This window comes from Mycobacterium kyorinense (assembly GCF_002101735.1).
GTDB lineage: Bacteria > Actinomycetota > Actinomycetes > Mycobacteriales > Mycobacteriaceae > Mycobacterium > Mycobacterium kyorinense.
Window position 1 is genome coordinate 29,758 of the sequence record NZ_LQPE01000019.1, and the last position, 26,776, is coordinate 56,533.

The window sequence follows — 26,776 nt, forward strand, 5'->3', positions numbered from 1 at the left end:
TGAATGTCGCACGAGGTGAACACCAAGCCGATCGGACGCCGGCCGCACCGTTGGGACGCCGACGACGCGTACGCCCGCGGCTTGTGGGTACGCTCCACGCTGGCCGATGCGCTGGCCGATGCCGCGCAGCGCACGCCGCGACGTGTCGTGGTGGTCGACGGCGAACACCGGCTGGACTGCCGAAGCCTCTACGAGAAAGCGTCGGCACTGGCGGAGTACATGGTGGCTGGGATGCCCACCGGCAGCGTGGTGTCGTTCATGCTGCCCAACTGGCACGAGGCCGCGATCATCTACCTGGCGGCAACGCTGGCGGGAATGGTGGTGAACCCGATCCTGCCGTCGCTGCGGGACCGCGAGCTGCGCTTCATTCTCGAAGACGCCGACACCCGGATGGTCTTTGTGCCATCGGTTTTCGGCCGGCACGACTACGCGTCGATGCTGGCTCGGGTGACGGCACAGCTGACGTCGCCGCCCGAGGTTGTGGTGGTGCGCGGCGATGCTCCGCTGCCTGGAAAGCGCCCGGCCGAGCTGCCTGCGCTGGACCCGGATGCGGTGCGCATGCTCCTCTACACCTCGGGCACCACGGGCCGGCCGAAAGGCGTTCTGCACAGCCATAACTCGATGCATGCACTGATCTGTCAGATCCGCGACTTCTGGCAGGTGCGGCCCGGTGACACGTTCCTGGTTCCGTCGCCGATCGCGCACATCGGCGGGTCGATCTATGCCTTCGAGTGCCCGCTGCTGCTTGGTACGACCGCTGTGCTGATGGATCGGTGGGACGCCGACGAGGCCGTCGCACTCATGCGGGCCGAGCACTGCACTCACATCGCCGGTGCCACACCGTTTCTGGAGCAGATGCTCGTTGCCGCACCGCGCGCCGGCACCCGCCTGCCCGACTTGAGGTTGTTCGTCTGCGGCGGCGCGTCGGTGTCGCCCTCGTTGATCCGTACCGCCGCCGGGTATTTCGAGCGGGCCGCGGTCACCCGCGTCTACGGTTCGACCGAAGTGCCGGTGACGACGGTTGGTGCACCCACCGACACCCGGCACGCCGCCGATACCGACGGCCGCGCCGGCATCGCCGACGTCAAACTCGACAACGACGAGATCTGCGCGCGGGGACCGCAAATGCTCGTCGGGTATCTGCATCGCGAGGAAGAGATCGACGCTTTCGACGACGCAGGCTACTTCCGCACCGGCGATCTGGGGCGCTGGGTCGACGGCGACTTCCTGGTGGTCACCGGGCGGGCCAAGGACGTCATCATCCGCAACGGTGAAAACATCGCTCCCAAAGAGATCGAGGACATCCTCATCGGCCATCCGGGCATCGCGGAGGTTGCCGTCGTCGGCCTGCCCGACAGTCGCACCGGGGAGCGGGCGTGCGCGGTCATCGTCCCCACCGATCCGCCGGGCCCGGATGTGGCCAGCCTGCGCAGCTTTCTGCAGGAGCAGGGGCTGGCGCGGTTCAAAGCGCCCGAGCAGGTGGCGATCTGGTCCGAGTTACCGCGCAACGATGCGGGCAAGGTGCTCAAACATCAAATCAAAGCGACGTTGATGAAGGCGGGCAGGTGAGATGCAGGTAGCAATCGTCACCGGGGCGACGGGCGGCATCGGTTTCGGCTGCGCGACCAAGCTGGCCGAGTCAGGCATGGCGATCCTGGCGACGGCCCGCAACGAGGCGAAGCTCACCGAATTAGCCACCACCATAGGCGATTCCGAGGTCATGACAGTCGCCGCCGACCTGACCGACGACTACGCACCGCGACGGATTGTGGACGCCGCCGTCGAGCGGTGGGGCCGCATCGACTTCCTGGTCAACAACGCCGGGGTGGGGAATCCTAAGCCACTGCACGAAACCGACGACGACACATTGGATTACTTCCTCGACGTGATGTTACGGGCGCCGTTCCGGCTGGCGCGCGACGTGCTCCCGCACATGCAGCCCGGCTCGGCCATTATCAACATCACGTCGACGTTCGCCGTGGTCGGCGGCCTGCGCGGCGGCGCGTATTCGGCCGCCAAGGGCGGGCTGACCGCGTTGACCACCCACATCGCCTGCCAGTACGGGGCGCAGGGAATCCGTTGCAACGCTGTGGCTCCCGGTGTGATCCAGACACCGATGACCGAGCATCGGCTGGCCGACGAGCGGTTCCGCCGGATGAACACCGAGATGACACCGCATCAGCGACTAGGCACGGTGGACGACGTCGCGAGCACCGTCGCATTCTTGTGCTCACCCGGCGGCAGCTTCATCAACGGCCAGACCATCGTGGTCGACGGCGGATGGAGTTCGACGAAGTACCTGTCCGACGCGTAGGGCCGGCCGTTGAACGTCTTCACAATCCTCGACCGAACAGCGACCCGATTCCCCGACCGCGATGCTGTCTATCAGGGCGAGCGCCTGTTCTGCACGTGGCGCGAGTTGCGTGAGCGCGCCCTCCGGCTGGCCGGCTCACTACCACCGGCGGGTGCGCGCATCGCCATTGCCAGCGAGAACCGCCCGGAGATCGTGGAACTGCTGTTTGCGATCTGGGCGGCCGAGTGCGTGGCCGTCCCGATCAACTACAAACTGCATCCCCTCGAGATGGCGCAGATCCTGGCAGATGCCGGCGCATCGAGGGTATTCGCGTCACCGTCGATTGCGGAGGGACTGCACCCGGTCGCGCCTGTGCCGATCGAAACCATTGGGACGGCCGGATATTCGCGACTGCTTGCCGCCTCGCCGGCTGTGCCGCCGTGCAGCGACCCCTCGGCGCTGGCGTGGCTGTTCTACACCAGCGGCACCACGGGGCGATCGAAGGGCGCCATGCTGACGCATCGCAGCCTGATGGCGATGACGGTCGCCCACCTTGCGGATATCGATGCGCCCGACGAGCAGTGCAGCTTCATGCACGCCGCACCGATGTCGCACGGCTCGGGCTTGTACATCCCCGCGTACGTCCTGCGCGGTGCCCGCCAGGTGGTTCCGGCGGGCGGCGGCTTCGACGCCGACGAATTTTTGGACCTGTGCGATCGTCATCCCGGTTGCAGTACGTTCCTCGCTCCAACGATGGTGCAGCGCTTGGTCGATACCGGCCGCGCCTGTCCGCGGCAACTGCGGACGATCGTCTACGGCGGCGGCCCGATGTACGTGGAGAGCATCAAAAAGGCGCTGGCGGCGTTCGGGCCGATCTTTGCGCAGATCTACGGTCAGGGCGAGGCGCCGATGACGATCACCGGTCTGCGACGCCGCGACCACGACGATGCCGACGACGCGGTGCTGGGGTCGGTCGGCTACCCGCGCTCGGGTGTGGAGGTCGCGGTGCTGCGCGACGACGGCGCACCGGCGGGCGTGGATGAGATTGGTGAAATCGTGTGCCGCGGCGACGTCGTCATGTCCGGCTACTGGAACAATCCCGACGCTACCCGTGAGGCACTGCGCGACGGCTGGCTGCGCACGGGCGATATGGGTTCGTTCGATGCGCGAGGGTTTCTGACGCTGCGTGACCGCTCCAAGGACGTGGTGATCAGCGGCGGCAGCAACATCTATCCGCGCGAGGTGGAGGAGGCGCTGCTGGAACACCCCGCCGTGTCGGAGGCATGCGTCGTCGGGGCGCCCGACCCGGAGTGGGGTGAGGTCGTGGTGGCGTTCGTGGTGGGCTCGGCAGGCGCCGACGAGCTCGATGCCCATCTGCTGCAACGCATCGCGCGGTTCAAACGCCCCAAGCGCTACCTGTTCGTGGACCAGCTACCGAAGAACAGCTACGGCAAGGTGTTGAAGCGAGAACTGCGGCAACAGCTGGCCTGATCCGCGAGCACTTTTGATCACGCCGCGGTTTAGCCGTGCCATCGCGGCGCATGACGCACACAATCCGACGAATGACATCGACCACGACCGGCGACGTATCGATCCAGCAAGAAAAGGGGCATCTCCCCACAACTGCGAGCGGTGACTTGAGCGAGCAGATCCCGCTTCGCGACTCGTTGCTGGTAGCAGTCACCGCCGGGCTGGGGTACAGCTTCGATGCTTACGCAGTCAACATCTACGGGCTGGTTCTCCCGCTGATCGCCGCCAGCTTCGCGGTCGACCTCACCACACTGGGCTTCATCGGCTCGATTTTTCTCGTCGGTTACATGGTCGGCACGATCGGCTTCGGTATCGCTGCAGACCGCTGGGGTCGCAAGGACACCCTTGGTGTGTCGATCCTCCTTTACGGGGCCACCACATCCCTTGGCGGACTGACCGCCAACATCCCGATATTCGCGGTGCTGCGGTTTCTCACCGGTGTAGGCGGTGCCGGTGAACTGGCGGTTGGCGCGCCGTACACGTGCGAGATGTTTCCGCTGCGGTACCGCGCGGTCGGTGTCGGCGGAATCATGTTCTCGCTCTTCTCGTTCGGCTACATTCTGGCCGGCTTGGCCGCCCTCTACATCGCACCCCGGTTCGGGTGGCAATGGACTTTCATCATCGCGATCGTCCCCGCAGTGGCGGTCTTCGCGCTGCGGCGCGTTGTGCAAGAGTCGGTCCGCTACGCCATCCAGAAAGCCCGACGACAAGATCCGGGCCGCTCAGGAGTCGCGCTCTCCAGGAACGAAGGAGCGGATCTGGCGAATCCCCGGTGTACCCAAGCGGATTGGCATCGGCTGGTTGTTGTACACGGCCAACGCGACCGGCTATTGGGGGCTTAGCGCCTTCCTCACCACGTTCATGGTGAAGAAATTCGGCGTCTCGCCAACCACCGCGATCGGTTATGCGATCGGATTCTATGTGGCCCAGTTCTTTTTCTCCTACCTGGGCACGGCCCTATCGGATTGGCGCGGACGTCGGCCCGCCGGGATTGCGGGCGCGGCGCTGATGATCGCCGCCACCGTCGTGGCAACGACGGCTTCCTCGCTCAGACTTTTCCTCGTTTTCGGTGCGCTGATGATGGCGTTGCTCGGCTGGCTGTGGGGTGTTGGTGACACCTACGTGAGCGAACTGTTTCCGACCCGGATCCGGGGAACCGGCTTCGGTCTGGCCGTCGGCGGTGGGCGATTCGTCGCCATCTTTGCTCCGTTGCTGGTGGGTGCCGGCATCACCGCTTTCGGTCCCACGATTCCCTTCCTGGCCAGCGCTGGACTCTGGCTACTGACCATCGTTGGTTATCTGCTCGGCCCCGAGCCGTCGCGCAAGTCGCTCGAACAGATCGAGGCCGAATTCGAGGCCGTGTCACGCTCGTGACTGAAACCAGTCGCGGATACCGCTCAGCATCGCGAGGTGCGCATCGACCGCCTCGTGCTCGGTTATGCCGGCCAGCGGTCGAGGCGCCGCAATCCGTAGTCGCTCCGTGACCAACGTGCCGACAGCGCTCGGGTCGAAGCTCACCCGACCGCTCAGCCGCACGCGAGGGAATTGGCGAGCCTCGGTAATCACGTCACCTTGTGTGGGCACATGTAGCCGTGCCCAATAGCTGACGCGCAGATTTAGGATTCCCAACGGAATCCGGTCGACCACGCGATAGGTCTGCTGGTACCCGTCGGCAGTACGAGTGCGCGACAGCGTGCGCACCGAAACGACAAGCGGGTGAACCGCTTTGATGTTGTCCAGGCCGACATAGAAGTCGCGCACGTCATCCGGCGTCGCCGGCACCTCTTCGGTCAGCGTCCGCTCCAGCTGGGTGATCCACCAGCTCACACTGACAATGTATATCTGTTGCCTCAGCCAACTTCCGTACCGCCAAACAGAAGCCAGGTTCGTTTCTCTGCACCAATCACAACCGTGGATGCTGTTTCGCGGAAATGCTAGTCAGTGCCCATCGCCGCGGCGCTGGCTTGCATCATGAGCCGGACAGCCTCGTTGCGGGTCATCGAGCCGAATATCCGGGCGGCGGCCCGCATTTGGTCGCCCACCATCCATGTCGGCCCATTGGTGAGATTAGCGAATGCCTCGCTGATGACCTCGTCCACGGTGGCGGCACCGGCGGGCGCCTCGTCTTCGGAGCTGAGTTGGCCCCTGCTGTGCTCGAGCCGGCGCAGCGCCGGTGTGTCGGTCTTGCCGAGAACCAGTCCCAACACGTCAATGCCTTTGTCGTGCAATTCACTCCACAGGGCTTCGGCGAACACCATGTCAAACGCCTTGGTGGCGCCGTAGGCCACCATGTTCGGTCCGCCGACAAATCCGGCGCCCGAACTGAAGATGACGATGCCGCCGCTGCCGCGCTGCACCATCGCCGGCGCGAAGTGATGACACAGCTGAATGGGCGCCATGCAGTTGCGCTGCACCATCGCTTCGGCGGCTGCGATCGGCTGCGTGAGGAACGGCTCGAAGTGGGGATCGGCTCCCGCACAGTAGGCCAGAAATCCGACGTCGAGGTCCTTGGTCGCCGCGACAATCGCCGACGCGACGTCGGGCTTGGCGAGATCGACGGCCAGCGTTCGGGTTTCAACACCGGCCCGGGAGATGCTGGCGGCGACCTCGTCCAGCACGGCTTGACGCCGGGCCACCAGCACGACATTGAGCCCGCGCTCGGCGAGTCCTTCGGCGAACGCGGCGCCGACGCCGTCGGACGCGCCCGCGACCAGCGCCCACGGTCCGTACTTGGCGGCGAACGTCACGACGCTTCTCCGACTGTCGCGACGCGCACCGTGGTGAAGCGGCGACGGGTGATGCGCCATCCGGCGTCGGTTCGGACCAGTTCGTCGTCGTAATAGCCGATCCCGTTAACGCCGGACTTGTTGTCCCCCACCATGATGAGGGCGTCGACGTACGTGCGCGCCTCGGCGCTGTCGCCGTCGACGGTGATCACCTGGTTGGTCAGCCGGTGCAGGGTGCGACCCGCCATCGCGTGGGCCTGCCGCATAAATTCGGTGACCGCGTCGACGCCCGTCCACGCCCCGATATCGCCGTAGTCGAGTTCGCAGTCCTCGGTGAAGACGGTGCGAAACAGCGGCCAGTCCCGGCGGTCGATTCCGGTGGCGTACCGCACCAGTACGTCAGAAATGTCCTGGCAATCGTCTCGGTCGGTCATGCGACGTCTCCGTTCGGGTGCACGATAATCCGCGGCGGTCCGCTGGATTTTCTGGCGAGGTCGATCGCGTCGGGCACCCCGTCGAGGCCGACGACCACACCGACACAGGGCATTGGATCCAGTCGCCCGGAGACGATGGCGTCGAGGGTGCCGTACCAGTCTTGCGGATGCGGTCCGCCGCCGAACTGGATCGTGACGCCTTGGCGGGTCGCGTCGGTGATGCTCAGCGAGTCACCGGTGTACCACCCGCCGGCGCAGTAGATGCGGGTGCCCATGTCGACGGAATCCACGATGTTTTGGATCAACCCTGTAGCGCCGACGCATTCGAAGACGACCGCCGGTCCCCACAGTCCGCGCTCGACGCGCACTTCCCGCCACACGTCGAAGGGCGACCTGTCGGCAGGGTCCACCGTGATGTGCGCGCCGAAGCTGTCGCGCGCAAGTTGCCGTCGCTCGGCCTGAAAATCCGACACGATGATCGGCTCGATGCCCCTGCTGGAGAGGGCGGCGACGGCTGACAGGCCGATCGCGCCGGCGCCAATGACGATTGGCACCTCTGCCGGCTCCATCCGTGCGGCGCGCACGTAGAACTCGCCGACCGCGAACGCGTCGGTCAGGGCAACGGCGTCGCTGGAAGCGCCGCCGTCGACGGGCTTGGCAAGTGCCTCGGCGACCACCAAGAATTCGGCGAAACTGCCCTGAGCTTCCGGGTGTTGGCCGATGATCCGGGCTCCGTCGGCGCCGCCGTTGACCAGGCGGATGGGAATCGAGGTGACTCGCGTGCCCACCGGGAACCGGTCGCCACAACCGGGGCCGTGGCCGACGACCTCGCCGACGAACTCGTGGCCGAGCACGATGTCACGGTCCGCGTCGTACAGCGAACGTCCCGTCGGATCATCAACGCTCAAGTCCGGGTGGTCCATGAAGTGCACGTCGGATGCACAGATCGCGGTACTGAGGGTCCGCAGCAGCAGTTCGCCTTCACCGGGAACCGGATCGGCGGTCGTCCGAACGTCGAGCCGGCCGCCCCGCAATACCGCTGCACGCATGGATCGCCCCTTCTGGCTGTTTTCGATTATTCGAAGTATTATCTCGATAATTTGATTCGACGGTAGGAACTGTGCCGAGAGGAAGTCAAGACATTCCTGGTTCGATGTCCGCTCCGACGATCCGCGTCCTCGACGTCATCGAGTTGCTTGCCAATCGCGCATCGGGGGAACTGAGGTTTTCCGACGTGGTCCGCGAACTCGGTCTGACTCAGGCCACCGCGCATGCCATCTTGACGACACTGTGTGATCGCGGCTGGGCTAGCCGCGACCCTGTCGACAAAACATTTTCGTTGGGGCCCGCCCTCGCGGTGGTGGCGACACGCACAGACCTGGCACGGCCCCTCGCGCACGCCGCTCGTGGCGCAGCGCTGCAGCTTTCTCGCGAATTGGGTTATCCCGCATCGGTTGTCGAACGGTTCGGCGATTCGCTGGTGATCACCGCCTTCGAGGGCGGCGGCCACCAACCCGCCAGCGCGCCCGGTGACCGCATCCGCTACGCACCGCCGTTTGGAGTCGCGTTCGCCGCGTGGGACACCGACGACGAACAGCGCGCCTGGATACAGCGCAGCACCGCGACAGATACCACGCTGGCGCGGCGCCTCGAAGAGCTGCTGGCGCGCACGCGGGAGCGCGGGTTCGACGTCGACTGCACGACACCGGCATTGACAGAAGCGGCGCGGGTGGTGGGAACGCTGCCCAGCGACGGGCTTCCTGCTCACGTTCGGGAGATCACCGAGCGGTTGCTGGTCGAATTCACCACGATCGGCTTTCTTCCCGATGACGCCCCGGCGCGCGAGGCACGACCGGTAGCCACGATCGCCGCGCCGGTGTTCGATGATCGGAGCCGGGTCGCGATGATTGTGGCCGTGCATCCGTTGCAGGCGTTGACGCGCAAGCAGATCGACTCGACAGGGCGGCGCGTGAGTCGCGCTGCCAGCGACGTCAATGCGTGAGCTACGGCTCGACGTCAGCGAGGCGGTCGGCGAAACGGCGTCGCTGGCGGCGAGCTATTACCCCTCTCACGTACCGAACCCGACCGTGCTGGTGTGCCTGCCCGGTGGGACGTACAACCGCGGCTACTGGCACCTGGATGTACCGGGCCGAGGGCGCTACAACTTCGCCGAATACGCCGCAAAGCGCGGCTACTCGGTGGTGGCGATCGACCCGCTTGGCACGGGCGACAGCACCAGGCCGAACCGCGACATCTCGTTGGCGGATATCGGCGCGGCGCTCGCGTGCGCCGTGGCTGGTCTTCCGGAAATCACCGGCAGCACAGAACGTCCTGTCGCGCTGGCGCATTCGCTGGGCGGGTACCTCGCGAAACTGCAACAAACCGCGGCACGCAGTTACACGGCGCTGGCCATCCTCGGCTGCACCAACCAACACGTCGCGCCGCTGAATCTCGATCCGGAATTCATCGCCGCGGCGGCCACGCCGCAAGGTCGCGCGGCGCTGATCGACCAGTTCGCCAGCATGATCCCCGAGCCCTACATGGACACTTCGCGGGATTGGCTGCAGAGCTGGTTTCATCTCGCCGACGTCCCGCCGGACGTGGTGCAGGCCGACAATCTGACGACGATATCCGTTGCGCCGCAGTGTTTTTCCGCAGCAGCGATTCCGGGCGTGACCGCTGACGAGGCGGCTTTGGTGGACGTGCCGGTTTTCCTTGGCTACGGCGAGATGGACGTGTCGCCGGATCCGCACAGCGAGGCGCGCTTTTACAGTCGCAGCCCCGACGTCACGACGTTCGTCGTTCCGGGCAGCGCACACTGCCACAACATGGCGTCGACCCGCCACCTGTTGTGGCAGCGATTGCTGGACTGGACGGGGTAGTTAGGCTGAGCCATGGCAACGACTCGACGACGTGGCTTCAACGAAGCCGTCACCCGGTTCTGGAGTTTCGCAGCACCCGCCTACAACCTTCCGGTGCTCCAGCGATGGGTTTACCGTCCGCCGCAGAACGAAGTGATCGCACAGCTGCGTGCCCACGGATCTCGCCGCATTGCGGATATCGCCTGTGGCACGGGGGTTCTAGCTGATCGGATCGAACACGAACTCAAGCCCGACGAGGTTTACGGGGTGGACATGTCCGATGGGATGCTTGCCCAGGCGCGGGCCCGCTCGGACCGGGTGCAGTGGCTCAAGGGGCCGGCGGAGCACCTGCCGTTCGACGACGGCGCACTCGATGCGGTCGTGACGACCTCGGCGTTTCATTTCTTCGACCAGCCGGCTGCAGTGCGTGAGTTTCACCGCGTACTGGCTTCCGGCGGCCTGGCTGTGGTCGTTGCGCTCAGCGCGCGGCAACCGCTGCTGCAGGGGCCTGTGGCCAGCCGGTGGAAACCCGCGCACCACGCGTCGCAGGCAGAAATACGGGCTATGTTCGAGGACGCCGGTTTACACGTCACCGATCAACACCGGGTCCCCCGGCCCGCGTGGATCACGTTCATCTCGGATCTGGTCACCGCCGGGACGAAGTCATGAGCACGGTGGAGCGTTATCTGACCTGCCTGGCCGCGCATGATTGGGATGGCTTGGCGGCCACCATCTCCGACGAAAGCCTGCATCGGGAGGGTCCGTTCTGCGACGTCGTCGAGGGCAAGCAGCCCTACGTCGCGTATCTGCGCGACGTTGTTGCGCCATTGGCGGACCATCAGTTGGCGGTGACACGGATCTCGCAGGTATCCGACCGGGCTTCGTATGTGGAGCTGGTCGAGGGCTTCGAGGTCGACGGAGCGCGAATGGAGTATCCCGAGTGCATCCGGTTCGAGCAGGGCGACGACGGGCTGATCAACCATGTGAGCGTGTTCATCAAACAGCCGGGCGGAGCTCAGCGATCGCTGCCAACGTTTGAGGGCTGAGCAGAATCGCGAAACCAAGGGCGATAAGGGTCAACCCGATTCCGAACCGCAACGTTCTGCGCTGAGGCCAGGCCTTTTCCGCCACGGTGACGACGCTGATCACCGCCATCCAGCCAACGTTCATCACGCCGACCACGAGAAGCACCGCCATCAGCGCCCACGACGAGCCCAGACAGCGGACACCGTGGGATAGCCCGGACTCGAACGCTTCTGCCACTCCGAGTTGACCACGCCCGCAGTCGTTTTCCGACAGCTGGCGCTTGTAGCGGGTGAACTGGTATGCACCGGCAAGCGCGATGACCGCACCTCCCGCGCGGCGCAGCCACGGGCTCGGCTGACTGACCTCGTTGAGTGCGGTCAATGCCGCGAACGCGATCGCAGCCGTCGGCAACCATACGGCGAGGTATCCGGAAGCGACGGCTGTGCCGGCCAGTGGACGCGCATGGCTACTGCGGGCCACCAGCGGGATGATGCCCGGCAACATCATCGCCGCCAGCATGGCAATCCACATGCCCGCGAACCGGACTGGCCCGGTGTCGAACGCCATCTCACCGCCTGCGCGGGCGAGCCCGTCGACCATTCCCGGCATCCGTCGCGCCTCGCTGACCGTCAGCCACCATCCCAGGCCGACGACGACTACCAGCAGCACTGCACCAGCAGCAGCGCGACGATCGGCCAGACGTAACGCCGGCGCTGCCATCCACGGGTAGTTCTGGCCCATGCGCTGTTTGTAGGCGATCATGCGGTCGGGCGGTATTCGCGACACGCGTGTTACTGCACAATCCGTAACGGTCGTGGGTCGTTGGGGTTGCCGGGGTCGGGGTCGCCGAACCACCGGGACGGCTGATGCTCGCCGTACTCGTCGTGCCAGTCCCACCACTCGTAGGGCGGAGTCTGCGGATAGCCCTCCGGCGAGTCCTCCCAGTTTTCCTGGCGCCCAAGAGCGGTCATGTCCAGGTATGTCCAGGTGTTCTCGAACGCCTCGTCGCCGCGATTGTTGATGAAGTAGGTGCGGAACACGCGGTCGCCGTCTCGGATGAACGCATTGGTGCCGTGCCACTCGTCCACGCCGAAGTTGGCGTCGAACCTGTCGGTGATCGTGTACCACGGTATGTCCCAACCCATTCGCGCCAGGCGGCGATCTCGAGCACGGACTTTCCGACCTGCTCCGGAGTCAGCGCGGGCCCGGCCGACCGCACGAACGTGTCGACATCGACGCCCTGGCGTTCGGCGTAGGCAGCCACTGCCGTGGCGCCCAAGTCCGTGGTCGGAGTCAGCCGCGGCAGAACGGACACGAAGCTGATCCCTAGCCCCGCCCGGTCCGACTCGATTGCCGCGTAGTCGGTGATGAATTTGACGGTGGCCTTCGCCCCGGCGTAGCCGCCGCTCAGAGGCGATCCGTTGATCGCGGCGCCGCTGGAGATCGCGATCACCGCGCTGCCCGGGGCCAGCGGACGTCGCAATGCCTGACCGACCCAGTGAAAGGCCTGCGCCACATCGACATTCCAGTTCTCGCTGAACGACTCCCACGTCTGGTCCTGCAACGGGCTCATCTGCGGCGTGGCCCCCGCGGCGAGCACCAGCGTGCGCGGTTGGTGTTCGTCGATGAGCCGGCCGGCGGTCGCTGGATCGGCGGCGTCGGCGACCACTGCGGTGAAGGTGTCGCCCAGTTGGTCGCGCACCTCGTCGAGCTGTGCGCTGTTGCGGGCGACGCCGACGACGTGAGCGCCGGCCGCGGACAATGCCGTCGCGATGCCGCGGCCGAATCCGCGGCTGGCCCCGGTGACGATCGCCGTCGTGCCGGCGAGATCGTTCTGGTTCATGGTGTCTCCTGACGTTGTTCGCTCACTAATGCAGATACGTGGCGCCGCCGGAACTCATCGGTCGGCGGCAGTAGCGAGCAGCGCCGCGCATTGGCGCTCCAGTGCCTTGGCCGCACCGCTGCCCCAGTTATCGGCTACAGACTTCGACATGGGGTCCGGAAAGATGTCCTCGTCGCCTTTCTCGACTCCGTCGAAGATCGCTCGTGCGACGGATTCCGGAGCGGCCTTTCTATGTCGAGGCCTCTGGTCATATCGGTGTCCGTGGGGCCGGTCAGGACGGCATGAACAGTTACGCCGCGGCCGGCCAACAGGGCACGCAGCGATTGCGTCAGGTTGAACGCGGCCGCCTTCGAGATCGAGTAGGCCGGAATAAGCGGCAAGGGGGCAAGGGCGTTCACCGACAGATTGTTGACGATGGCGCCCCCGGAACGAGTCAGCAACGGCAGGAAGGCCTGGATCATGGCGTATACACCGAACAGGTTGACGGCGAGGTGGCGTTCGATTGCGGAGCCGTCGCTCAAATCGTCATAAAGTGCCACGCCGGCGTTGTTCACCACGACATCGAGCGATTGGACTTCCTCGACCGCTCGGCGAATCTGCGCCGCGTCGGTCACGTCCAGTGTCAGGGGCGTGACACGGTTGTCCGGATGGGCCACGGGCGTGCGGGCACCGACGTACACGTGCTTTGCGCCTCTGCTCAAGGCTTCCTCGACCAGCGCCCGCCCTATGCCGCGGTTGCCCCCGGTAACCAGAACTGTCTTATCGGTGGTTTGCACCATGATCTTGTCGTTGACGTGTTCGACCTCCGTTGGTGCAGATACGTGCCGCTCCCGGGATTCATCGGTGCCCGGCCGCTGAATTCCGGCGGCCCGGCGTATCTGTAGCGATAAAGGAGGCAACGTGCCGGTCCAGGAAGAGTTCATGGCGCGGGCGGCGCCGTATCGCGCCGAGTTGATCGCGCACTGCTACCGCATGCTGGGCTCGGTGCACGACGCCGAGGATCTGGTCCAGGAGACTTACCTGCGCGGCTGGCGGGCCTACCAACAATTCGAGGAACGCGCGGCGCTGCGAACCTGGCTATACCGCATCGCGACGACTGCGTGCCTGCGAGCGCTGGAAAACCGCGCACGCCGGGTGCTACCCACCGGAGTGGGCAGCGGATCAGTCGACCCGGACGCGGATTTCACGGGCAACGGCGGAGACTATCCCTGGATCGAGCCGCTCCCGGACACGTTGACCCCTGAAACGGCGGTCACCGGGCAGCAAAGCATTCGGCTGGCCATCGTCACCGCCATGCAGCAGCTTCCGGCGCGGCAACGGGCCGTGCTGATCCTGCGCGACGTGGTGCAGTTCAGCGCGGCCGAGGTTGCCGAACTCCTGGAGACCACACCGGCGTCGGTCAACAGCGCCCTGCAGCGGGCGCGCGCTCGTCTGGCCGAGGTGGCCCCGAACGAGGACGACATCGCCGAACCCGACGATGCCGCCCTGCGTGCGCTGGTCGACCGCTACTGCGCAGCCTTCGAAAACGCCGACATCGCTGCGCTCACCGAACTGCTGCAAGCCGACGTCAAGCTCGAAATGCCGCCTCTGGCGGTGTGGTTCAGTGGGCGCGACGCGGTGATGCGCTTCCTCAAGACCCGGGCCATCGCCGAACCCGGTGATGTGGCGATGATCCCGACTGGCGCAAACCGGCAACCCGCTGTTGCGGAGTACCGCCGAAGCGACGACGGCGTCCTGCGGGCGCACTCGATACAGGTCCTCAGCGCCGGCGGCGACGGGATCGGCGCGATCACCGTGTTCTTGGACCCGACGCTGTTCGCCGCCTTCGGCATGGGGGCCACCCGGTAAGACGCGAGGCTAGCGCCCATTTGTGGACAGGTAGCTAAGACGCCACAAGTATTGACGCGGTAGACCTCGTTGAAGGGTGACGGAATGAAGGTTCCGGGAGTGGCCGCCGTCGTCGGTGGTATGACCGGTGAAGCGTTGCAGCTCGTGCGGGCCGGGGTACAGGGCGCCGCCGACGCCGCGGGCGCCGTACAGACGTTGGCCGGCCCCGTCGTGCAGTCGGTCGGTCACACGACCGCCCGCGTGTTCGGCACGGGCAACGCCGGTAACGGCTCCCCCGACCACGCCGCGCCGCCGGTGCGCTGGCAAAGCGTGCGGCGAGTGCACCTGGATCCGGATCCGTTGCTGCCCTTCCACCGCTGGCACGAGCATGCGGCGGTGGTCGAGGAGCCGGTTCGCCGGATCGCCGGAGTAGCCACCGCCCATGTCGAGGGCGCGTTGGGTCGGCTGGTGGTCGAGCTCCGAGATGACCTCGAGGATGAAGACGGCGAGCGTGTCCTAAACGCGGTGCGGGAAACGGTGACTTCCGTTGCCACCGACCTGGCGACCACCGCACCGGAGGCCGCGGCCCGAACCGCGCCCTTCGCCGACCCGGGCAACCCGTTGGCGTTCGTGGTTCCGCTGACCGCCGCGGCGATGGACATCGTGGCGATCGGCGCCGCGGTCACCGGCTGGGTCGTGCGGCTGCCCGCCGCACCGCGAACCACCCGAGCCGCGGCCGCTCTACTCAGTAATCAGCCGCGGGTGGTGTCGTTTCTCGAGTCGCGGCTGGGCCGGGTCGGCACCGATATTGCGCTGAGCGCCTCGACCGCTGCGGCGAACGGGCTGACCCAAGCGGTCGGCACACCGCTGCTGGACCTCGCCCAGCGGGCCCTGCAGATTTCGGAGGCGGCGGCACACCGCGACAGGTGGCGGCGCCGGGAACCCGAGCTGGCCTCGCCCCGCCGGCCGCAGGCTCCGGTGGTGCCGGTGATCTCCTCCGCCGGGCCCGGCTCGCATACGCCGCGGCACAGCTGGGCGGCCGCGGAGGCGGGCGAGGCTTCGCACGTGGTTGTCGACGGCGCCATCGACGCCGCGATCGACACCGAGAAGGGGTCGATGGCCGGACCCGTGGAGGAGTACGCCGCTGCGGCCGCCAACGGTTCGTTGGTGGCCGCGGCCGGCGCGTTGCTCGGCGGCGGGGGGACCGAGGACGCCGCCGGCGCGATCCTGGCCGGTGTGCCCAAGGCGGCGCACATGGGCCGGCAGACCTTCGGGGCGGTCCTGGGCCGCGGGCTGGCGAACGACGGACACATGGTCCTCGACCCGGGCGCGCTGCGTCGGCTGGATCGGATCAAAGTCATCCTCATCGACGGCGCAGCGCTGCGCGGCGACGCCCGCGCTGTCCTGCATGCGCGCGGAGACGCACCCGGCTGGGACGACGACCGGGTCTACGAGGTCGCCGATGCCCTGCTGCACGCCGAGCAGCCGCCGGAGCCCGACCCCGACGAGCTGCCGGCCACCGGGGCCCGGCTGCGATGGGTTCCGGCGCAGGGCCCGTCGGCGGCGCCCGCCCAGGGTCTTGAACGCGCCGACCTGCTGGTCGACGGCGAATGCGTGGGCAGTGTCGAAGTGGGCTGGGAAGTCGACCCGTTCGCGGTCGCCCTGCTGCAGACCGCGCACCGCACAGGCGCCCGGGTGGTGTTGCGGCACGTCGCCGGCACGCAGGACCTGGCTGCCAGCGTGGCGGAAAGTCATCCCGCCGGCACGCCGCTGCTGAAGCTGGTGCGCGAGCTGCGTTCCGACCGCGGCCCGGTGCTGCTGATCACCGCGCTGCACCGCGACTTCGCGTCGACCGACACCTTGGCGGCGCTGGCGGTCGCCGACGTCGGGGTGGCGCTCGACGATCCGCACGCGGCGACGCCCTGGACCGCCGACATCATCACCGGCACCGATCTCGCGGCGGCCGTGCGCATCATGTCGGCCGTGCCCGCCGCCCGGCGGGCCAGTGAATCCGCGGTGCGCCTCGCCCAGGGCGGCAGCACGCTGGCCGGCCTGCTGCTGGTCACCGGCGACTCGCGGCCGACCAGCCCGCTGGCCGTGCGGCGCTGGCTCAACCCGGTCAACGCGGCCGCGGCGACAGCGTTGGTCTCGGGCGCGTTCTCGGCCACCAAGGTGCTGCGCCTGCCCGATCCGACCCCGCAACCACTGACCGCCTGGCATGCGCTGGACCCCGAAATCGTCTACGCGCGGCTGGCACGCGGTGCACGACCGTTGGCAGTGGAGCCCGGGACGGCGCCGTGGCGGCGGTTCCTCGAGGACCTGTCCTACAACCCGCTGGTGGCGCCCCTGCGCGGACCGGGAGCCCGCCTCATGCGGCTGGCCGCCGCGACGCGCGCCGAACTCGCCGACCCCCTGACTCCGATCCTGGCCGTCGGAGCGGCGGCGTCGGCGATCGTCGGCAGCAACATCGACGCCCTTCTGGTCACCGGCGTGATGACCGCCAACGCGATCACGGGCGGGGTGCAGAGGTTGCGGGCCGACGCGGCCGCCGCCGAACTGTTCGCCGAACAGGATCAGCTCGCGCGCCGCGTCGTCGTCCCCGCCGTCGCGACCATCCGGCGCCGGCTGGAGGCGGCCCGGCACACCGAGCGCACGGTCACGGTGACGGCGAGCGCGTTGCGCCCGGGCGACGTCATCGACCTGGCCGCTCCGGACGTCGTGCCCGCCGACGCCCGCCTGCTGCTCGCCGACGATCTCGAGGTCGACGAATCCTTGCTCACCGGTGAGTCGTTGCCGGTGGACAAGCAAGTAGAGCCGGTGGCCGCCGGCGATACCGAGCGCGCCAGCATGCTGTTCGAGGGCAGCACGATTGTCGCGGGGCGCGCCCGGGCGATCGTGGTGGCGACCGGCAGTGCCACGGCGGCGCAGCGTGCGATTTCGGCGGTCGCCGATATCGAGTCGGCGGCCGGGATCCAAGCCCGGCTGCGGGAGCTGACCAGCAAGGTCCTTCCGCTGACGCTCGCCGGTGGGGCCGCGGTGAGCGGTTTGGCGTTGCTGCGCAAGGCATCGCTGCGGCAGGCCGTCGCCGACGGGGTGGCCATCGCGGTCGCGGCGGTCCCCGAGGGCCTGCCGCTGGTGGCGACGTTGGCTCAGCTCGCCGCGGCGCGGCGGCTGTCGGCGCTGGGGGTGCTGGTCCGTGCTCCGCGCACCGTGGAAGCGCTGGGTCGTGTCGACACCGTGTGTTTCGACAAGACCGGCACCCTTACCGAGAACCGTCTGCGGGTCGTGCGGGCCGTGCCGGCCACCACCAGCCCCCGTGGTCCGTTCCCCGACGCCGCCGATCCCAGCGCCGTCGAGGTGTTGCGCGCCGCCGCGCGTGCATCCACGCAGCCGCACAACGGTCAGGGCCACGCGCACGCCACCGATGAGGCCATCCTCACCGCAGCCAACGCCCTTGACAGCCAAGGTGATTCGAGGTGGACGCTGCTCGCCGAAGTGCCGTTCGAGTCCAGTCGTGGCTTCGCCGCTGCCATCGGCACCCTGAGCACAGACCCGGCGGCGCCGGTGCTGATGCTCAAGGGCGCCCCGGAGGTCGTCCTGCCGCGGTGTCGCTTCGCCGATTCGGACGCCGACTTCGATCATGCGGAGTCCTTGGTGCACAGCCTGGCCGAGCAGGGCCTGCGGGTACTGGCGGTGGCGCGACGCAGCTGGGACCACGACACCAGCGACGACGACGACACCGACGCCGATGCCGTCGACGCCGCCGCGCACGACCTGGAATTGCTCGGCTATGTCGGCCTGGCGGACACCGCGCGGCCGTCGGCGCGGCCGTTGATCGAAGCGCTGCTGGACGCCGAACGCAAAGTCGTACTGATCACCGGCGACCATCCGGTGACGGCGCGGGCGATCGCCCACCAATTGGGCCTGCCGTCCGACGCGCGGGTGGTCACCGGTGCCGAATTCGCCGGACTCGACGAGGACGCCTGCACCAAACTGGCCGCCGACGTCCAGGTGTTCGCCCGGGTCAGCCCGGAACAGAAGGTGCAAATCGTTGCGGCACTGCAGCGCTGCGGTCGCGTCACCGCGATGGTCGGCGACGGCGCCAACGACGCTGCCGCCATCCGGATGGCCGACGTCGGCATCGGGGTCAGCGGTCGCGGGTCGTCGGCCGCCCGCGGCGCCGCCGACATGGTGTTGACCGAGGACGACCTGGGCGTGCTGCTCGACGCCCTGGTGGAGGGCCGCGGGATGTGGGCCGGCGTACGTGACGCGGTGACCATGCTGGTCGGCGGCAACGTCGGCGAGGTGCTCTTCACGATCATCGGGACGGCGTTCGGCGCCGGCCGCGCACCGGTTGGCACCCGTCAGCTGCTGTTGGTGAATCTGCTGACCGACATGTTCCCGGCACTCGCCGTGGCCGTGACCCCGCAGTACCCGCAGCCCGAGGAAGCCGAGGATCAGGACGCGGACGCGGCGCGCTGGGCCTATCAACGGGCGATACTGACCGAGCCGGCGCCGTCGCTCGACGTGCCGCTGATGCGGCAGATCATCAGCCGCGGCGCGGTGACCGCCGCCGGTGCGACCGCGGCCTGGGCCATCGGACGCTGGACACCCGGAACCGAACGACGAACGGCCACAATGGGTTTGACGGCGCTTGTCAGTACGCAACTGGCGCAGACGCTGCTCACCCGCCGGCATAGTCCACTGGTGGTGGCGACGGCGCTGGGCAGTGCGGCCGTGCTGGTGGGCATCGTCCAAACGCCCGGCGTCAGCCACTTCTTCGGCTGCACCCCGCTGGGTCCGGTGGCGTGGACCGGCGTGATCGGTTCCACCGCGGCGGCCACCGCCATCTCGGTGGTGGCGCCCAACTGGCTGATCAAAACAACCAGCGACGAAACACCCGCCACGCCCGACGCGACGCCGCGACTACACCTCGTCGAGTAGTCGGCTGTCAGTGCAGTGCGCTGCCCTGCCGCCACTGATCCCACGGAACGGTCCAGTCGCCGTTCTGGGACAGCTGCAGCGGCGGGCCGCCGGTGTTGCGCACTTCCACGACATCGCCGGGCTGGGAGAAGTCGAAGAACCATTTCGCGTTCTCGCCGTTGAGGTTCAAGCACCCGTGCGACGTGTCGATGCGGCCCTGCGCCCACACGGTGTCGTCGAGTTGGTGCAAGTAGATGCCGTCGGTGCTGATCCGGACCGCGTAGTGGATGGTCTCCCGGTAGCCGAGGCGAGAGTTCTTGGGCAGCCCGAAGGTCGACGAATCCATGATCACCGGGTTGCCCTTGTCCAACACGGTGTAGATGCCCGGCGGGGTCCAGAACGACAGCGTGCGACCGTTGATCTGCTCGGTCCCGCCCATCCCCATCGACGTGGGCATGGTGCGCACCAGCCGGCCGTTGTCGAAGACGCTGACTTGTTTGGTCGTGTCGTCGGCGACGGAAATGTGCGCGTCGCCAATCGTGAACGAGACTTTGGTGTCTTCCTGCCCGAAAAGGCCGTTGCCCGGAACGTCACCTTGGTTTGGTTGCGCGGCATCAACGTCGAGAATTCGGACACCTGAGTCGCCGGAATTCCTCCCGGCCCGCGACTGGCGACGGTGATGGTGTAAGTGCGTCCGTAGCCGAGCGGCTCCACCGGATGCCAGTACGCGCGGTCGGGTGTGATGACGCCCTGCACGTGTTTGCTGTTGTCGTTGACCATCTGCACATCGGTCAGCGTCCCGGACTCGGCGCTCACCGACACGGGCTCCAGCGGGTCCACGTTGCGCGCACTGGGTGCCGGGTTGATGGTCAGCCTCGCGGGGGCCCGCATTGCGGCGGCGTCCGGCGCCGCCGGACCACATCCGTTGCGGCAGTGCGACAACGAGGTCGTCACCATCGCTCCGAGTACGCCGACGACGAGTAGGAGGGCGGCCAACACGCGACGCATCCACCTGGAGCGGCTGACTGATCCGGTGTTCACGTCGGCAGGTCGTTCCGCAGCACCTTACCGGCGGCATTGCGCGGAATGCTCTCGACGATGCTGATGTCCCGCGGCTGCTCAAAGCGAGACACCTTGCCCTTCAAGTACTCCCGCAGCGCTGCTTCGTCGATGGCGCTGCCCGGCCGGGCCACCACGAACGCCGCCAGTCGTTGACCAAACTTTTCGTCGGGGACGCCGACGACCGCGATGTCGACGATGTCGGGATGCTCGGCGAGAGCGTTTTCCACCGCGCGGGGATAGACGTTCTCACCTCCCGAAACGATCATGTCGTCGCCTCGGCCGACGATGAACAGCCGACCCGACTCGTCGAAATAGCCCATGTCGCCGGTGTCGGTCATGTTGTCGACGACGGACTTGGCGGCGCCGCCGGTGTAACCCTCGAACGTCAATTCGCCGCCGACGAAGACGCGTCCGGTGACGCGCGGGCGGGCAGGCTTGTCGTTGTCGTCCAGTACGCGCACCCGGCAGCCCAGCGACGGTCTTCCGACCGTTTCGGGGTTGTCGCGCAGATCGGCCGGGGTTGCCAGCGCACCGATGCCGACTTCGGTGGAGCCGTAACCGTTGTAGAGGACGTCGCCGTAGGCCTCCGTGAACCGTCGCACCAGCCCCGGTTCCAGCCGGGCGCCGCTGGAGAGCACTACCCGCAGTGACGGCACCGGGTTTCGGGCCCGAACCTGTTGGGGCAACTCGAGAATGCGCGCCAGCATCACCGGCACCACGGTCAACGCGTCAGCGCGATGCAGCGACGCCTGCGCCAACGTCGCTTCGGCGTCAAATCGCCGATGGGTGAGTATCGTGCCGCCCAGGGCTACGGTGAGAATCGTCATGCCCAGGCCCAGCCCGTGAAACATGGGCACTGCCAACGCATTTCGGGCGCCGGCGCGCAGACCGGTGCGGTCCAGTATCGTCACGCCGACGCCCAGTACGCCCGGATCTATCCGCGGCGCGCGTGGCACGCCTTTGGGTTTTCCCGTCGTGCCCGAAGTGAGCAGCACGATCCGGCCCGTCCGCGCCACCCTGGGCCGTGAAGCCGGCTCGTCGGTTTGCGCCGCATCGACGGCCGTGACCGAGTCGCCGGCGGCCTGCACCCGCTCGGTGAATTCGGCGTCGCAGACCACGGTTTCGATGTCATGGGCGCTCAGCGCGGCGGATAGCGCGTCGGTGCTGAATTCGGTGTTGACCAGCACCACGTCGGCGCCAACCAAGGCGACGGCGAACAGCGCCTCGACAAAGCGTCGTCCGTTGCGGCACATGACACCGACGGCCTGGCCGGGCTGAACGCCGGCGCGTTGCAGTTCGCAGGCCAGCGCTTCGGTTTTCGATTGCACCTCGCGGTAACTGACCGCGCCGTCGTCGTCGATTACCGCGGTCCGGTCGGGCCATCGTGCCGCCGCGACGGCCAGCAGCGTGAAGGTGTTCATCCCGCCTCGACGCGCCTCGTTCAGGACGCGGGCCAGCGCGGCCGGGCCGGGCGGGCTGAGCAGTCGAGACCGCAACGCGGCGCGGGTGGCGGCGGCAGCAGCACCGATGGCGCTCATCGCCGGCCCCGTTCGGAGTCGACGACATTGCGGTACCAGATCCGCGCCGCCCGATCGATCGGCCCTGCCAGCACCACCGACGCGACCTCAGCGGGCAACGTCCACGCCGGGGCGATGGTGCGCGGCCGCTCGATGATCGCCTTGGCGACCACGTCGGCGGCCTGGTGCGGATCCAGGCCCGGCACCCTGCGCAGAATCGGGGTCGGCTCGATCATCCGGGTGCGAACGATCGCGAAGTAGATCGACGTGACGTCGATGTCGTCGGAACGCAATTCCGGTGCGACACTGCGTAACCAGCGGTCGAACGCTCCTTTGGACGCCTGGTAGGCGCCCCACTGCGGGGCGGGCGGAACGCGGACACCGACGCTGGAAACGTTGACGATGTGCCCGCCGTGTTGCTGACGCATCGCGGGCAGCACTCCGAGCAGCAGCTGAATCGGGCCGAGATAGTTGACCGCGATGGTCCGCTGGAAATCGTGCGGCCGGTCGTACTGGTGGCGCAGCGAGCGGCGCAGCGACTTGCCGGCGTTGCTCACCACCACGTCGAGCGGGCCGTGCTCGTCGGCGATCCGTGTCACCAGCGTGCTGATGGCGGTTTCGTCGCTCAGATCGGCCGCGTAGGCGAACGCATTTCCGCCGCCCGCGGTGATCGATGCGACGAGGTCGTCGAGCCGGTCGGCCGAGCGGGCCACCGCCAACACCGTCGCTTGCGCCGCGGCCAGTTTGCGGGCGGTAGCCTCACCGACACCATACGACGCCCCGGTCACCAGCACCGTCTTGCCCGCGACGGCGTCGCGCAGCCTGTCGGGATCCGTGATGCGCGCCGGGTTGGCCAGCTTGTCGATGGTCTTAGCTGCCACGCTCATCTGCCCGCTGTTCGACGAATCGATGAACCGCCGCGGCGATCTCCTCCGGACAGTCCTCTTGCAGAAAATGCTTGGCGGGCAACAACGTTACCTGCTGGGCGCCCGTGGCCAGCTGGGCCTGCACGCCATGGCGGCGCCAGCTGAGCATCCGGTCCTGCATCCCCCAGACGATCTGGATCGGATAGGGCACGTTGCGCAGTGCCGCCAAATAACGACGCTGAGCATCGGCGTTGAGTTCGAAGCCGCGCATGATCTTCAGGAACGCTTGGCCGCCGTCGTCGCCGAACAATAGTGGCTTCCAGCAAGAGATTTCGGCGAGCGGTACATGCCGGCTCACCGCGACCATGCGCATGATCGCCTCGAACGCACCCGGTATGCGCATCGACTGCAGCCAGGCCTCGCCGAGGCCGCGATGTGCGAACGGCTCCATGGGCCAGGGTCGATGGAATGTTTCGACCGCGACGAGCGTGTTGAGCAGCGTCATCGACAGCACGCGATCCGGAACCGCATGTGCCACTTCGAATCCGACCGGTCCGCCGATGTCGTGCAGCACCAAATGGAACCGCTTCAGTTCAAGCGCGTCGAGCGCCGAGAGCAGCCAGCGCCCCAGTCCGCTCCAGCGGTAGTCGAAATCCTTCGGTCGCTGGGCCAGGCCGAGCCCCGGCAGGTCGACGGCGATGCCGCGCAGGGCCCGTCGCGCCAGCGCGGGAACCACCTTGCGGTACAGATACGCCGACGCCGGCACCCCGTGCACGCACACCACCGGCGGGGCATCGCGCGGGCCGTCGTCGAGCACGAACGACGAGATGCCGTCCGCGGTGAAGGATCGTCCGGAAGCCCGGTACTCGTCGAGCAGCCGTGACACCGAACTCATGCCCAAAGTCTGACAGAGATTCGCGCGTAGGCTGCCGGACGGGAGGGATGCATATGACCGATCTGCCGCCGGCGTTACGGCGCGCGCTGGAGTTGCTCACCGATCCGCCCGCCGAACCCGACGTCAGCAAGGGCTATCTCGATCTGCTGGACGAGTCGCCGGTCCCGAAGAACACCGGCGCGATTCAGGCGCTGTGGGCGTCGCCGATCGGGTCGCTGTTCTACGACAACACTCAGGCGGTCGCGCGCCGGCTGCTCACCGCCTGGCAGCACCCCGTCGAGTGGCTGAACATCCCGCCGGGCGGGACCGCGCTGGATGTCGGCTGCGGCCCCGGCACGGTCACGGCGTCACTGGCGCGGGCGGCCGGCCCCGACGGCCTGGCATTGGGTGTCGACATCTCGGAGCCGATGCTTGCCCGCGCGGTGCGCGCCGAATCCGGACCGCAGGTTGGCTTTCTGCGGGCCGACGCGCAACGCCTTCCGCTTCGCGATGACACGGTCGATGCGGTGGTGTCGATCGCCGTGCTGCAGCTGATACCGGAGCCCGCGGCGGCGCTGGCGGAAATCGCGCGCGTGCTGCGGCCGGGCGGACGACTCGCCATCATGGTGCCCACCGCGGGGCGGGCCGCCCGGTTCTGGCGCATGCTCCCCAACACCGGGGCCCACGTGTTCGACGACGACGAGCTCGCCGACATCCTGGAAGACCACGGCTTCATCAGCGTGCGGGTCAAAAACTTCAGCACGATTCAGTGGGTGCGTGCCAAACGCGGGTAAGCCCTGTCCGTGGCCGTACCGGTGCTCCCTCCCCGGCCGTCATCATTTGTTGACGGCCATGACCATGGTTGCGCCTCCGTACTCTCGGTGGGGTGAGCGTTACCCCGGAGACGACCGTCGTCCTAGACGACCGCTTCCGCCGTGAGCTGCCGGAGATGGCGATCCCGTGGAAGGCTGAACCGGTTGCCGAGCCGCGCCTGTTGGTGCTCAACGAGTCGCTGGCCGCCGAACTCGGTCTCGACGCCGAGTGGCTGCGCAGCAGCGACGGGCTGCGGTTTTTGGTCGGCAACCTGGTTCCCGACGGCGCCGATCCTGTGGCGCAGGGCTATGCCGGGCACCAGTTCGGCGGGTTCGTCCCACGTCTCGGCGACGGGCGCGCCTTGCTGTTGGGCGAGCTCGTCGGCGCGGACGGGCAACGGCGCGACCTGCACCTCAAGGGGTCCGGGCCCACGCCGTTCGCACGCGGCGGAGACGGGTTGGCCGCCGTCGGCCCGATGCTGCGCGAGTACGTGGTCAGCGAGGCGATGCACGCCCTGGGCATCCCGACCACCCGATCGCTGGCCGTGGTGGCGACGGGACGACCGGTGCAACGCGAAACAGCGTTGCCGGGAGCCGTGCTCTGCCGCGTCGCCAGCAGCCACCTGCGGGTGGGCAGCTTCCAGTACGCCGCGCTCACCGGCGACGTCGACCTGCTGCGCCGCCTGGCCGACCACGCGATCGCCCGCCACCACCCGCACGCCGCGGAGGCCGAGCAGCCCTACCTCGCGCTGCTGGAAGCGGTGATCGCGGTCCAGGCGTCGCTGGTGGCGCAGTGGATGCTGGTCGGATTCGTGCACGGGGTGATGAACACCGACAACATGACCATCTCGGGCGAGACCATCGACTACGGCCCGTGCGCGTTCATGGAGGCCTACGACCCGGCCACGGTGTTCAGCTCGATCGACTTCTGGGGCCGCTACGCCTACGGCAACCAGCCGGCCATCGCCGAGTGGAACCTCGGCGCGTTCGCCGAAGCGCTGCTTCCGCTGCTCGCCGACGACCGGGAGCAGGCAGTCGCGGTTGCCGTGGAGACGCTGAGCGGTTTTCGGCCGCGCTACGACGCCGCGTGGTCGACCGGCATGCGGACCAAACTCGGCCTGTCCCACGGCGACGAGCTGATCAGCGAGCTGCCCCAATTGCTGGAGCACAACAAGGTCGAGTACACCTCGTTCTTCCGCCAACTCAGCCGTGCGGCGCGCGGCGAAGCAGCTGAGCTGCCTGGGTTCGAAGCCTGGTTGGCTCGCTGGCTGCCGCTGGGTCCGGACGCCGACGCGATGGACCGCGCCAACCCCGTCTACATTCCCCGCAACCATCTCGTCGAGGAGGCGCTGGCCGCGGCCACCGAAGGTGATCTGGCCCCGCTCGAGCAGCTGCTCGTGGCGCTGTCTGCGCCGTACCGGGAACGACCGGGATTCGAGCGCTACGCCGAGCCCGCTCCCGAAGACTTCGGCACGTACCAAACCTTTTGCGGCACTTGAACTTAGCCGCTGTGGTCGTTGGAGCTGCCGGGAGCGGCGGTGTCTGCGGGGAATGGAAGTCGACCATCGGTTCCTCGCGGAACATCTGATTGCCAGCACCGACGCGGCTGCCTGGTGGCCAATGTGGGCACCGTGAGAACCGCCTTCGGCACGACCCGCGGTCTAGGTCGGGGGTTTTCGGGACGAACCCGGTCGCGGATCGGGGCCGAAAAGTTGTCGGACCTGGCTGCGATGATGCGGTTATGTCGTCGATTGCAGCGTCTGCGGTGGCGTTGAAGCCGGTTGAGCGGCTGGAGGTGTTGTTTGAGGAGTTGGCGGAGTTGGCCGGTCAGCGCAATGCGATCGATGCGCGGGTGGTGCAGATCGCCGCGGAGATGGAGCGCGACCAGTTGTGGGGGATGACGGGGGTGCGGTCGCTGGCGGCGTTGGTGGCCTGGAAGCTGGGCGCCTCGTCGGGCACTGCGCACACGATCGCCGCGGTGGCGCGCCGGCTCGAGGAGTTTCCCCGCTGCGCGGCGGGCCTGGCTGAGGGTCGGCTGTCGCTGGATCAGGTCGGGGTGATCGCCGCGCGGGCCAGTGAGGGGTCGGATGAGCATTACGCAGCCCTGGCGGCGGTGGCCACGGTCAATCAGTTGCGCACCGCGGTCAAGCTCGAACCGCGACCCGACCCAGATCCTCGACCA

General features: G+C 67.6%; 21 protein-coding genes and 4 pseudogenes. 13 read left to right on the plus strand and 12 right to left on the minus strand.

All coding sequences use genetic code 11. The annotated features are described in order from the left end of the window. The first annotated feature begins 3 nt into the window (after positions 1–3). From AWC14_RS03835 to AWC14_RS03850, 4 genes and pseudogenes are all read left to right on the plus strand, one after another. Positions 4–1,569, plus strand: coding sequence for an AMP-binding protein (locus AWC14_RS03835; protein ID WP_045380437.1), 1,566 nt, complete (start codon positions 4–6; stop codon positions 1,567–1,569). 1 nt (position 1,570) lies between these two features. Continuing rightward, positions 1,571–2,314 (plus strand): SDR family NAD(P)-dependent oxidoreductase, encoded by a 744-nt coding sequence (locus AWC14_RS03840; protein WP_045380435.1) that lies wholly within the window; start codon positions 1,571–1,573, stop codon positions 2,312–2,314. A 9-nt stretch (positions 2,315–2,323) separates the two neighbouring features. Next, positions 2,324–3,784: an AMP-binding protein gene (locus AWC14_RS03845; RefSeq protein WP_045380432.1), complete on the plus strand. Its 1,461-nt coding sequence runs from the start codon at positions 2,324–2,326 to the stop codon at positions 3,782–3,784. Between the two features lie 158 nt (positions 3,785–3,942). Beyond that, positions 3,943–5,197: pseudogene (locus AWC14_RS03850) on the plus strand (MFS transporter). Here AWC14_RS03850 and AWC14_RS03855 read toward each other — a convergent pair. The 4 genes from AWC14_RS03855 to AWC14_RS03870 form a co-directional block, all read right to left on the minus strand. Continuing rightward, complete coding sequence (locus tag AWC14_RS03855) at positions 5,186–5,650, minus strand: SRPBCC family protein (protein ID WP_045380429.1); 465 nt, start codon at positions 5,648–5,650, stop codon at positions 5,186–5,188. The pseudogene AWC14_RS03850 and the gene AWC14_RS03855 overlap by 12 nt on opposite strands. A 107-nt stretch (positions 5,651–5,757) precedes the next feature. Beyond that, complete coding sequence (locus tag AWC14_RS03860) at positions 5,758–6,570, minus strand: SDR family NAD(P)-dependent oxidoreductase (RefSeq protein ID WP_045380426.1); 813 nt, start codon at positions 6,568–6,570, stop codon at positions 5,758–5,760. Continuing rightward, positions 6,567–6,983 (minus strand): nuclear transport factor 2 family protein, encoded by a 417-nt coding sequence (locus AWC14_RS03865; protein WP_045380423.1) that lies wholly within the window; start codon positions 6,981–6,983, stop codon positions 6,567–6,569. Before AWC14_RS03865 ends, AWC14_RS03860 begins: the two co-directional genes overlap by 4 nt. After that, entirely contained in the window at positions 6,980–8,032 is a 1,053-nt protein-coding gene (locus AWC14_RS03870) for a zinc-binding dehydrogenase (protein ID WP_045380420.1), read from the minus strand. Before AWC14_RS03870 ends, AWC14_RS03865 begins: the two co-directional genes overlap by 4 nt. Positions 8,033–8,136: 104 nt before the next feature. Here AWC14_RS03870 and AWC14_RS03875 point away from each other — a divergent pair, with 104 nt between their 5' ends. Genes AWC14_RS03875 through AWC14_RS03890 form a run of 4 tightly spaced genes read left to right on the plus strand, consistent with a single transcriptional unit; the run spans position 8,137 to position 10,890 of the window. Further along, entirely contained in the window at positions 8,137–8,985 is an 849-nt protein-coding gene (locus AWC14_RS03875) for a helix-turn-helix domain-containing protein (RefSeq protein WP_045380417.1), read from the plus strand. Further along, the gene (locus tag AWC14_RS03880) at positions 8,978–9,865 is read left to right on the plus strand and encodes an alpha/beta hydrolase (RefSeq protein ID WP_045380414.1); all 888 of its coding nucleotides are present in this window, start codon (positions 8,978–8,980) and stop codon (positions 9,863–9,865) included. Before AWC14_RS03875 ends, AWC14_RS03880 begins: the two co-directional genes overlap by 8 nt. 12 nt (positions 9,866–9,877) lie before the next feature. After that, complete coding sequence (locus AWC14_RS03885) at positions 9,878–10,513, plus strand: class I SAM-dependent methyltransferase (protein WP_045380411.1); 636 nt, start codon at positions 9,878–9,880, stop codon at positions 10,511–10,513. Then, positions 10,510–10,890, plus strand: coding sequence for a nuclear transport factor 2 family protein (locus tag AWC14_RS03890; RefSeq protein ID WP_045380408.1), 381 nt, complete (start codon positions 10,510–10,512; stop codon positions 10,888–10,890). Before AWC14_RS03885 ends, AWC14_RS03890 begins: the two co-directional genes overlap by 4 nt. Here AWC14_RS03890 and AWC14_RS03895 read toward each other — a convergent pair. From AWC14_RS03895 to AWC14_RS03910, 4 genes and pseudogenes are all read right to left on the minus strand, one after another. Beyond that, complete coding sequence (locus AWC14_RS03895) at positions 10,841–11,656, minus strand: DUF2182 domain-containing protein (protein WP_142281548.1); 816 nt, start codon at positions 11,654–11,656, stop codon at positions 10,841–10,843. The two genes, AWC14_RS03890 and AWC14_RS03895, sit on opposite strands and share 50 nt — an antisense overlap. Positions 11,657–11,661: 5 nt before the next feature. Then, a pseudogene (locus AWC14_RS27970) lies at positions 11,662–12,018 on the minus strand (DUF899 family protein); the annotation flags it as partial. A gap of 188 nt (positions 12,019–12,206) precedes the next feature. Beyond that, positions 12,207–12,713: pseudogene (locus AWC14_RS03905) on the minus strand (SDR family NAD(P)-dependent oxidoreductase); the annotation flags it as partial. Between the two features lie 134 nt (positions 12,714–12,847). Next, positions 12,848–13,636 carry an SDR family NAD(P)-dependent oxidoreductase gene (locus AWC14_RS03910; protein ID WP_235215943.1) on the minus strand — a complete coding sequence of 263 codons (789 nt, stop codon included), beginning with the start codon at positions 13,634–13,636 and terminating at the stop codon, positions 12,848–12,850. Here AWC14_RS03910 and AWC14_RS03915 point away from each other — a divergent pair. Together AWC14_RS03915 and AWC14_RS03920 are read left to right on the plus strand one after the other, a co-directional pair. Continuing rightward, positions 13,614–14,561, plus strand: coding sequence for a sigma-70 family RNA polymerase sigma factor (locus tag AWC14_RS03915; protein WP_045380404.1), 948 nt, complete (start codon positions 13,614–13,616; stop codon positions 14,559–14,561). The two genes, AWC14_RS03910 and AWC14_RS03915, sit on opposite strands and share 23 nt — an antisense overlap. Before the next feature lie 84 nt (positions 14,562–14,645). Next, a complete protein-coding gene (locus AWC14_RS03920) occupies positions 14,646–19,484 on the plus strand; it encodes a cation-translocating P-type ATPase (protein WP_085240992.1) in 4,839 nt (1,612 codons plus the stop codon). Between the two features lie 7 nt (positions 19,485–19,491). On the opposite strand, the pseudogene AWC14_RS03925 reads toward AWC14_RS03920, so the two are convergent. The 4 genes and pseudogenes from AWC14_RS03925 to AWC14_RS03940 form a co-directional block, all read right to left on the minus strand. Further along, positions 19,492–20,471, minus strand: a pseudogene (locus AWC14_RS03925) (L,D-transpeptidase). A gap of 29 nt (positions 20,472–20,500) precedes the next feature. Next, the gene (locus AWC14_RS03930; protein WP_045380398.1) at positions 20,501–22,063 is read right to left on the minus strand and encodes an AMP-binding protein; all 1,563 of its coding nucleotides are present in this window, start codon (positions 22,061–22,063) and stop codon (positions 20,501–20,503) included. Continuing rightward, the gene (locus tag AWC14_RS03935; RefSeq protein ID WP_045380395.1) at positions 22,060–22,929 is read right to left on the minus strand and encodes an SDR family NAD(P)-dependent oxidoreductase; all 870 of its coding nucleotides are present in this window, start codon (positions 22,927–22,929) and stop codon (positions 22,060–22,062) included. The genes AWC14_RS03930 and AWC14_RS03935 overlap by 4 nt, the downstream gene beginning before the upstream one ends. Continuing rightward, positions 22,913–23,803, minus strand: coding sequence for an alpha/beta fold hydrolase (locus tag AWC14_RS03940; RefSeq protein WP_045380392.1), 891 nt, complete (start codon positions 23,801–23,803; stop codon positions 22,913–22,915). Before AWC14_RS03940 ends, AWC14_RS03935 begins: the two co-directional genes overlap by 17 nt. Positions 23,804–23,856: 53 nt before the next feature. Here AWC14_RS03940 and AWC14_RS03945 point away from each other — a divergent pair, with 53 nt between their 5' ends. From AWC14_RS03945 to AWC14_RS03955, 3 genes are all read left to right on the plus strand, one after another. After that, complete coding sequence (locus tag AWC14_RS03945) at positions 23,857–24,576, plus strand: methyltransferase domain-containing protein (protein ID WP_045380389.1); 720 nt, start codon at positions 23,857–23,859, stop codon at positions 24,574–24,576. A gap of 92 nt (positions 24,577–24,668) precedes the next feature. Then, complete coding sequence (locus AWC14_RS03950; protein ID WP_045380386.1) at positions 24,669–26,093, plus strand: protein adenylyltransferase SelO; 1,425 nt, start codon at positions 24,669–24,671, stop codon at positions 26,091–26,093. A 242-nt stretch (positions 26,094–26,335) separates the two neighbouring features. After that, positions 26,336–26,776 (plus strand): DUF222 domain-containing protein (locus AWC14_RS03955; protein ID WP_142281550.1); only part of this gene is annotated, 441 nt, incomplete at its 3' end.

Bases quoted from the DNA above. Each gene is read 5' to 3' on its own strand.
- AWC14_RS03835 (WP_045380437.1), top strand. From the start codon at position 4: ATGTCGCACGAGGTGAACACCAAGCCGATCGGACGCCGGCCGCACCGT.
- AWC14_RS03840 (WP_045380435.1), top strand. From the start codon at position 1,571: ATGCAGGTAGCAATCGTCACCGGGGCGACGGGCGGCATCGGTTTCGGC.
- AWC14_RS03865 (WP_045380423.1), bottom strand. From the start codon at position 6,983: ATGACCGACCGAGACGATTGCCAGGACATTTCTGACGTACTGGTGCGG.
- AWC14_RS03870 (WP_045380420.1), bottom strand. From the start codon at position 8,032: ATGCGTGCAGCGGTATTGCGGGGCGGCCGGCTCGACGTTCGGACGACC.
- AWC14_RS03875 (WP_045380417.1), top strand. From the start codon at position 8,137: ATGTCCGCTCCGACGATCCGCGTCCTCGACGTCATCGAGTTGCTTGCC.
- AWC14_RS03880 (WP_045380414.1), top strand. From the start codon at position 8,978: ATGCGTGAGCTACGGCTCGACGTCAGCGAGGCGGTCGGCGAAACGGCG.
- AWC14_RS03885 (WP_045380411.1), top strand. From the start codon at position 9,878: ATGGCAACGACTCGACGACGTGGCTTCAACGAAGCCGTCACCCGGTTC.
- AWC14_RS03890 (WP_045380408.1), top strand. From the start codon at position 10,510: ATGAGCACGGTGGAGCGTTATCTGACCTGCCTGGCCGCGCATGATTGG.
- AWC14_RS03910 (WP_235215943.1), bottom strand. From the start codon at position 13,636: ATGAACTCTTCCTGGACCGGCACGTTGCCTCCTTTATCGCTACAGATA.
- AWC14_RS03920 (WP_085240992.1), top strand. From the start codon at position 14,646: ATGAAGGTTCCGGGAGTGGCCGCCGTCGTCGGTGGTATGACCGGTGAA.
- AWC14_RS03930 (WP_045380398.1), bottom strand. From the start codon at position 22,063: ATGAGCGCCATCGGTGCTGCTGCCGCCGCCACCCGCGCCGCGTTGCGG.
- AWC14_RS03935 (WP_045380395.1), bottom strand. From the start codon at position 22,929: ATGAGCGTGGCAGCTAAGACCATCGACAAGCTGGCCAACCCGGCGCGC.
- AWC14_RS03940 (WP_045380392.1), bottom strand. From the start codon at position 23,803: ATGAGTTCGGTGTCACGGCTGCTCGACGAGTACCGGGCTTCCGGACGA.
- AWC14_RS03945 (WP_045380389.1), top strand. From the start codon at position 23,857: ATGACCGATCTGCCGCCGGCGTTACGGCGCGCGCTGGAGTTGCTCACC.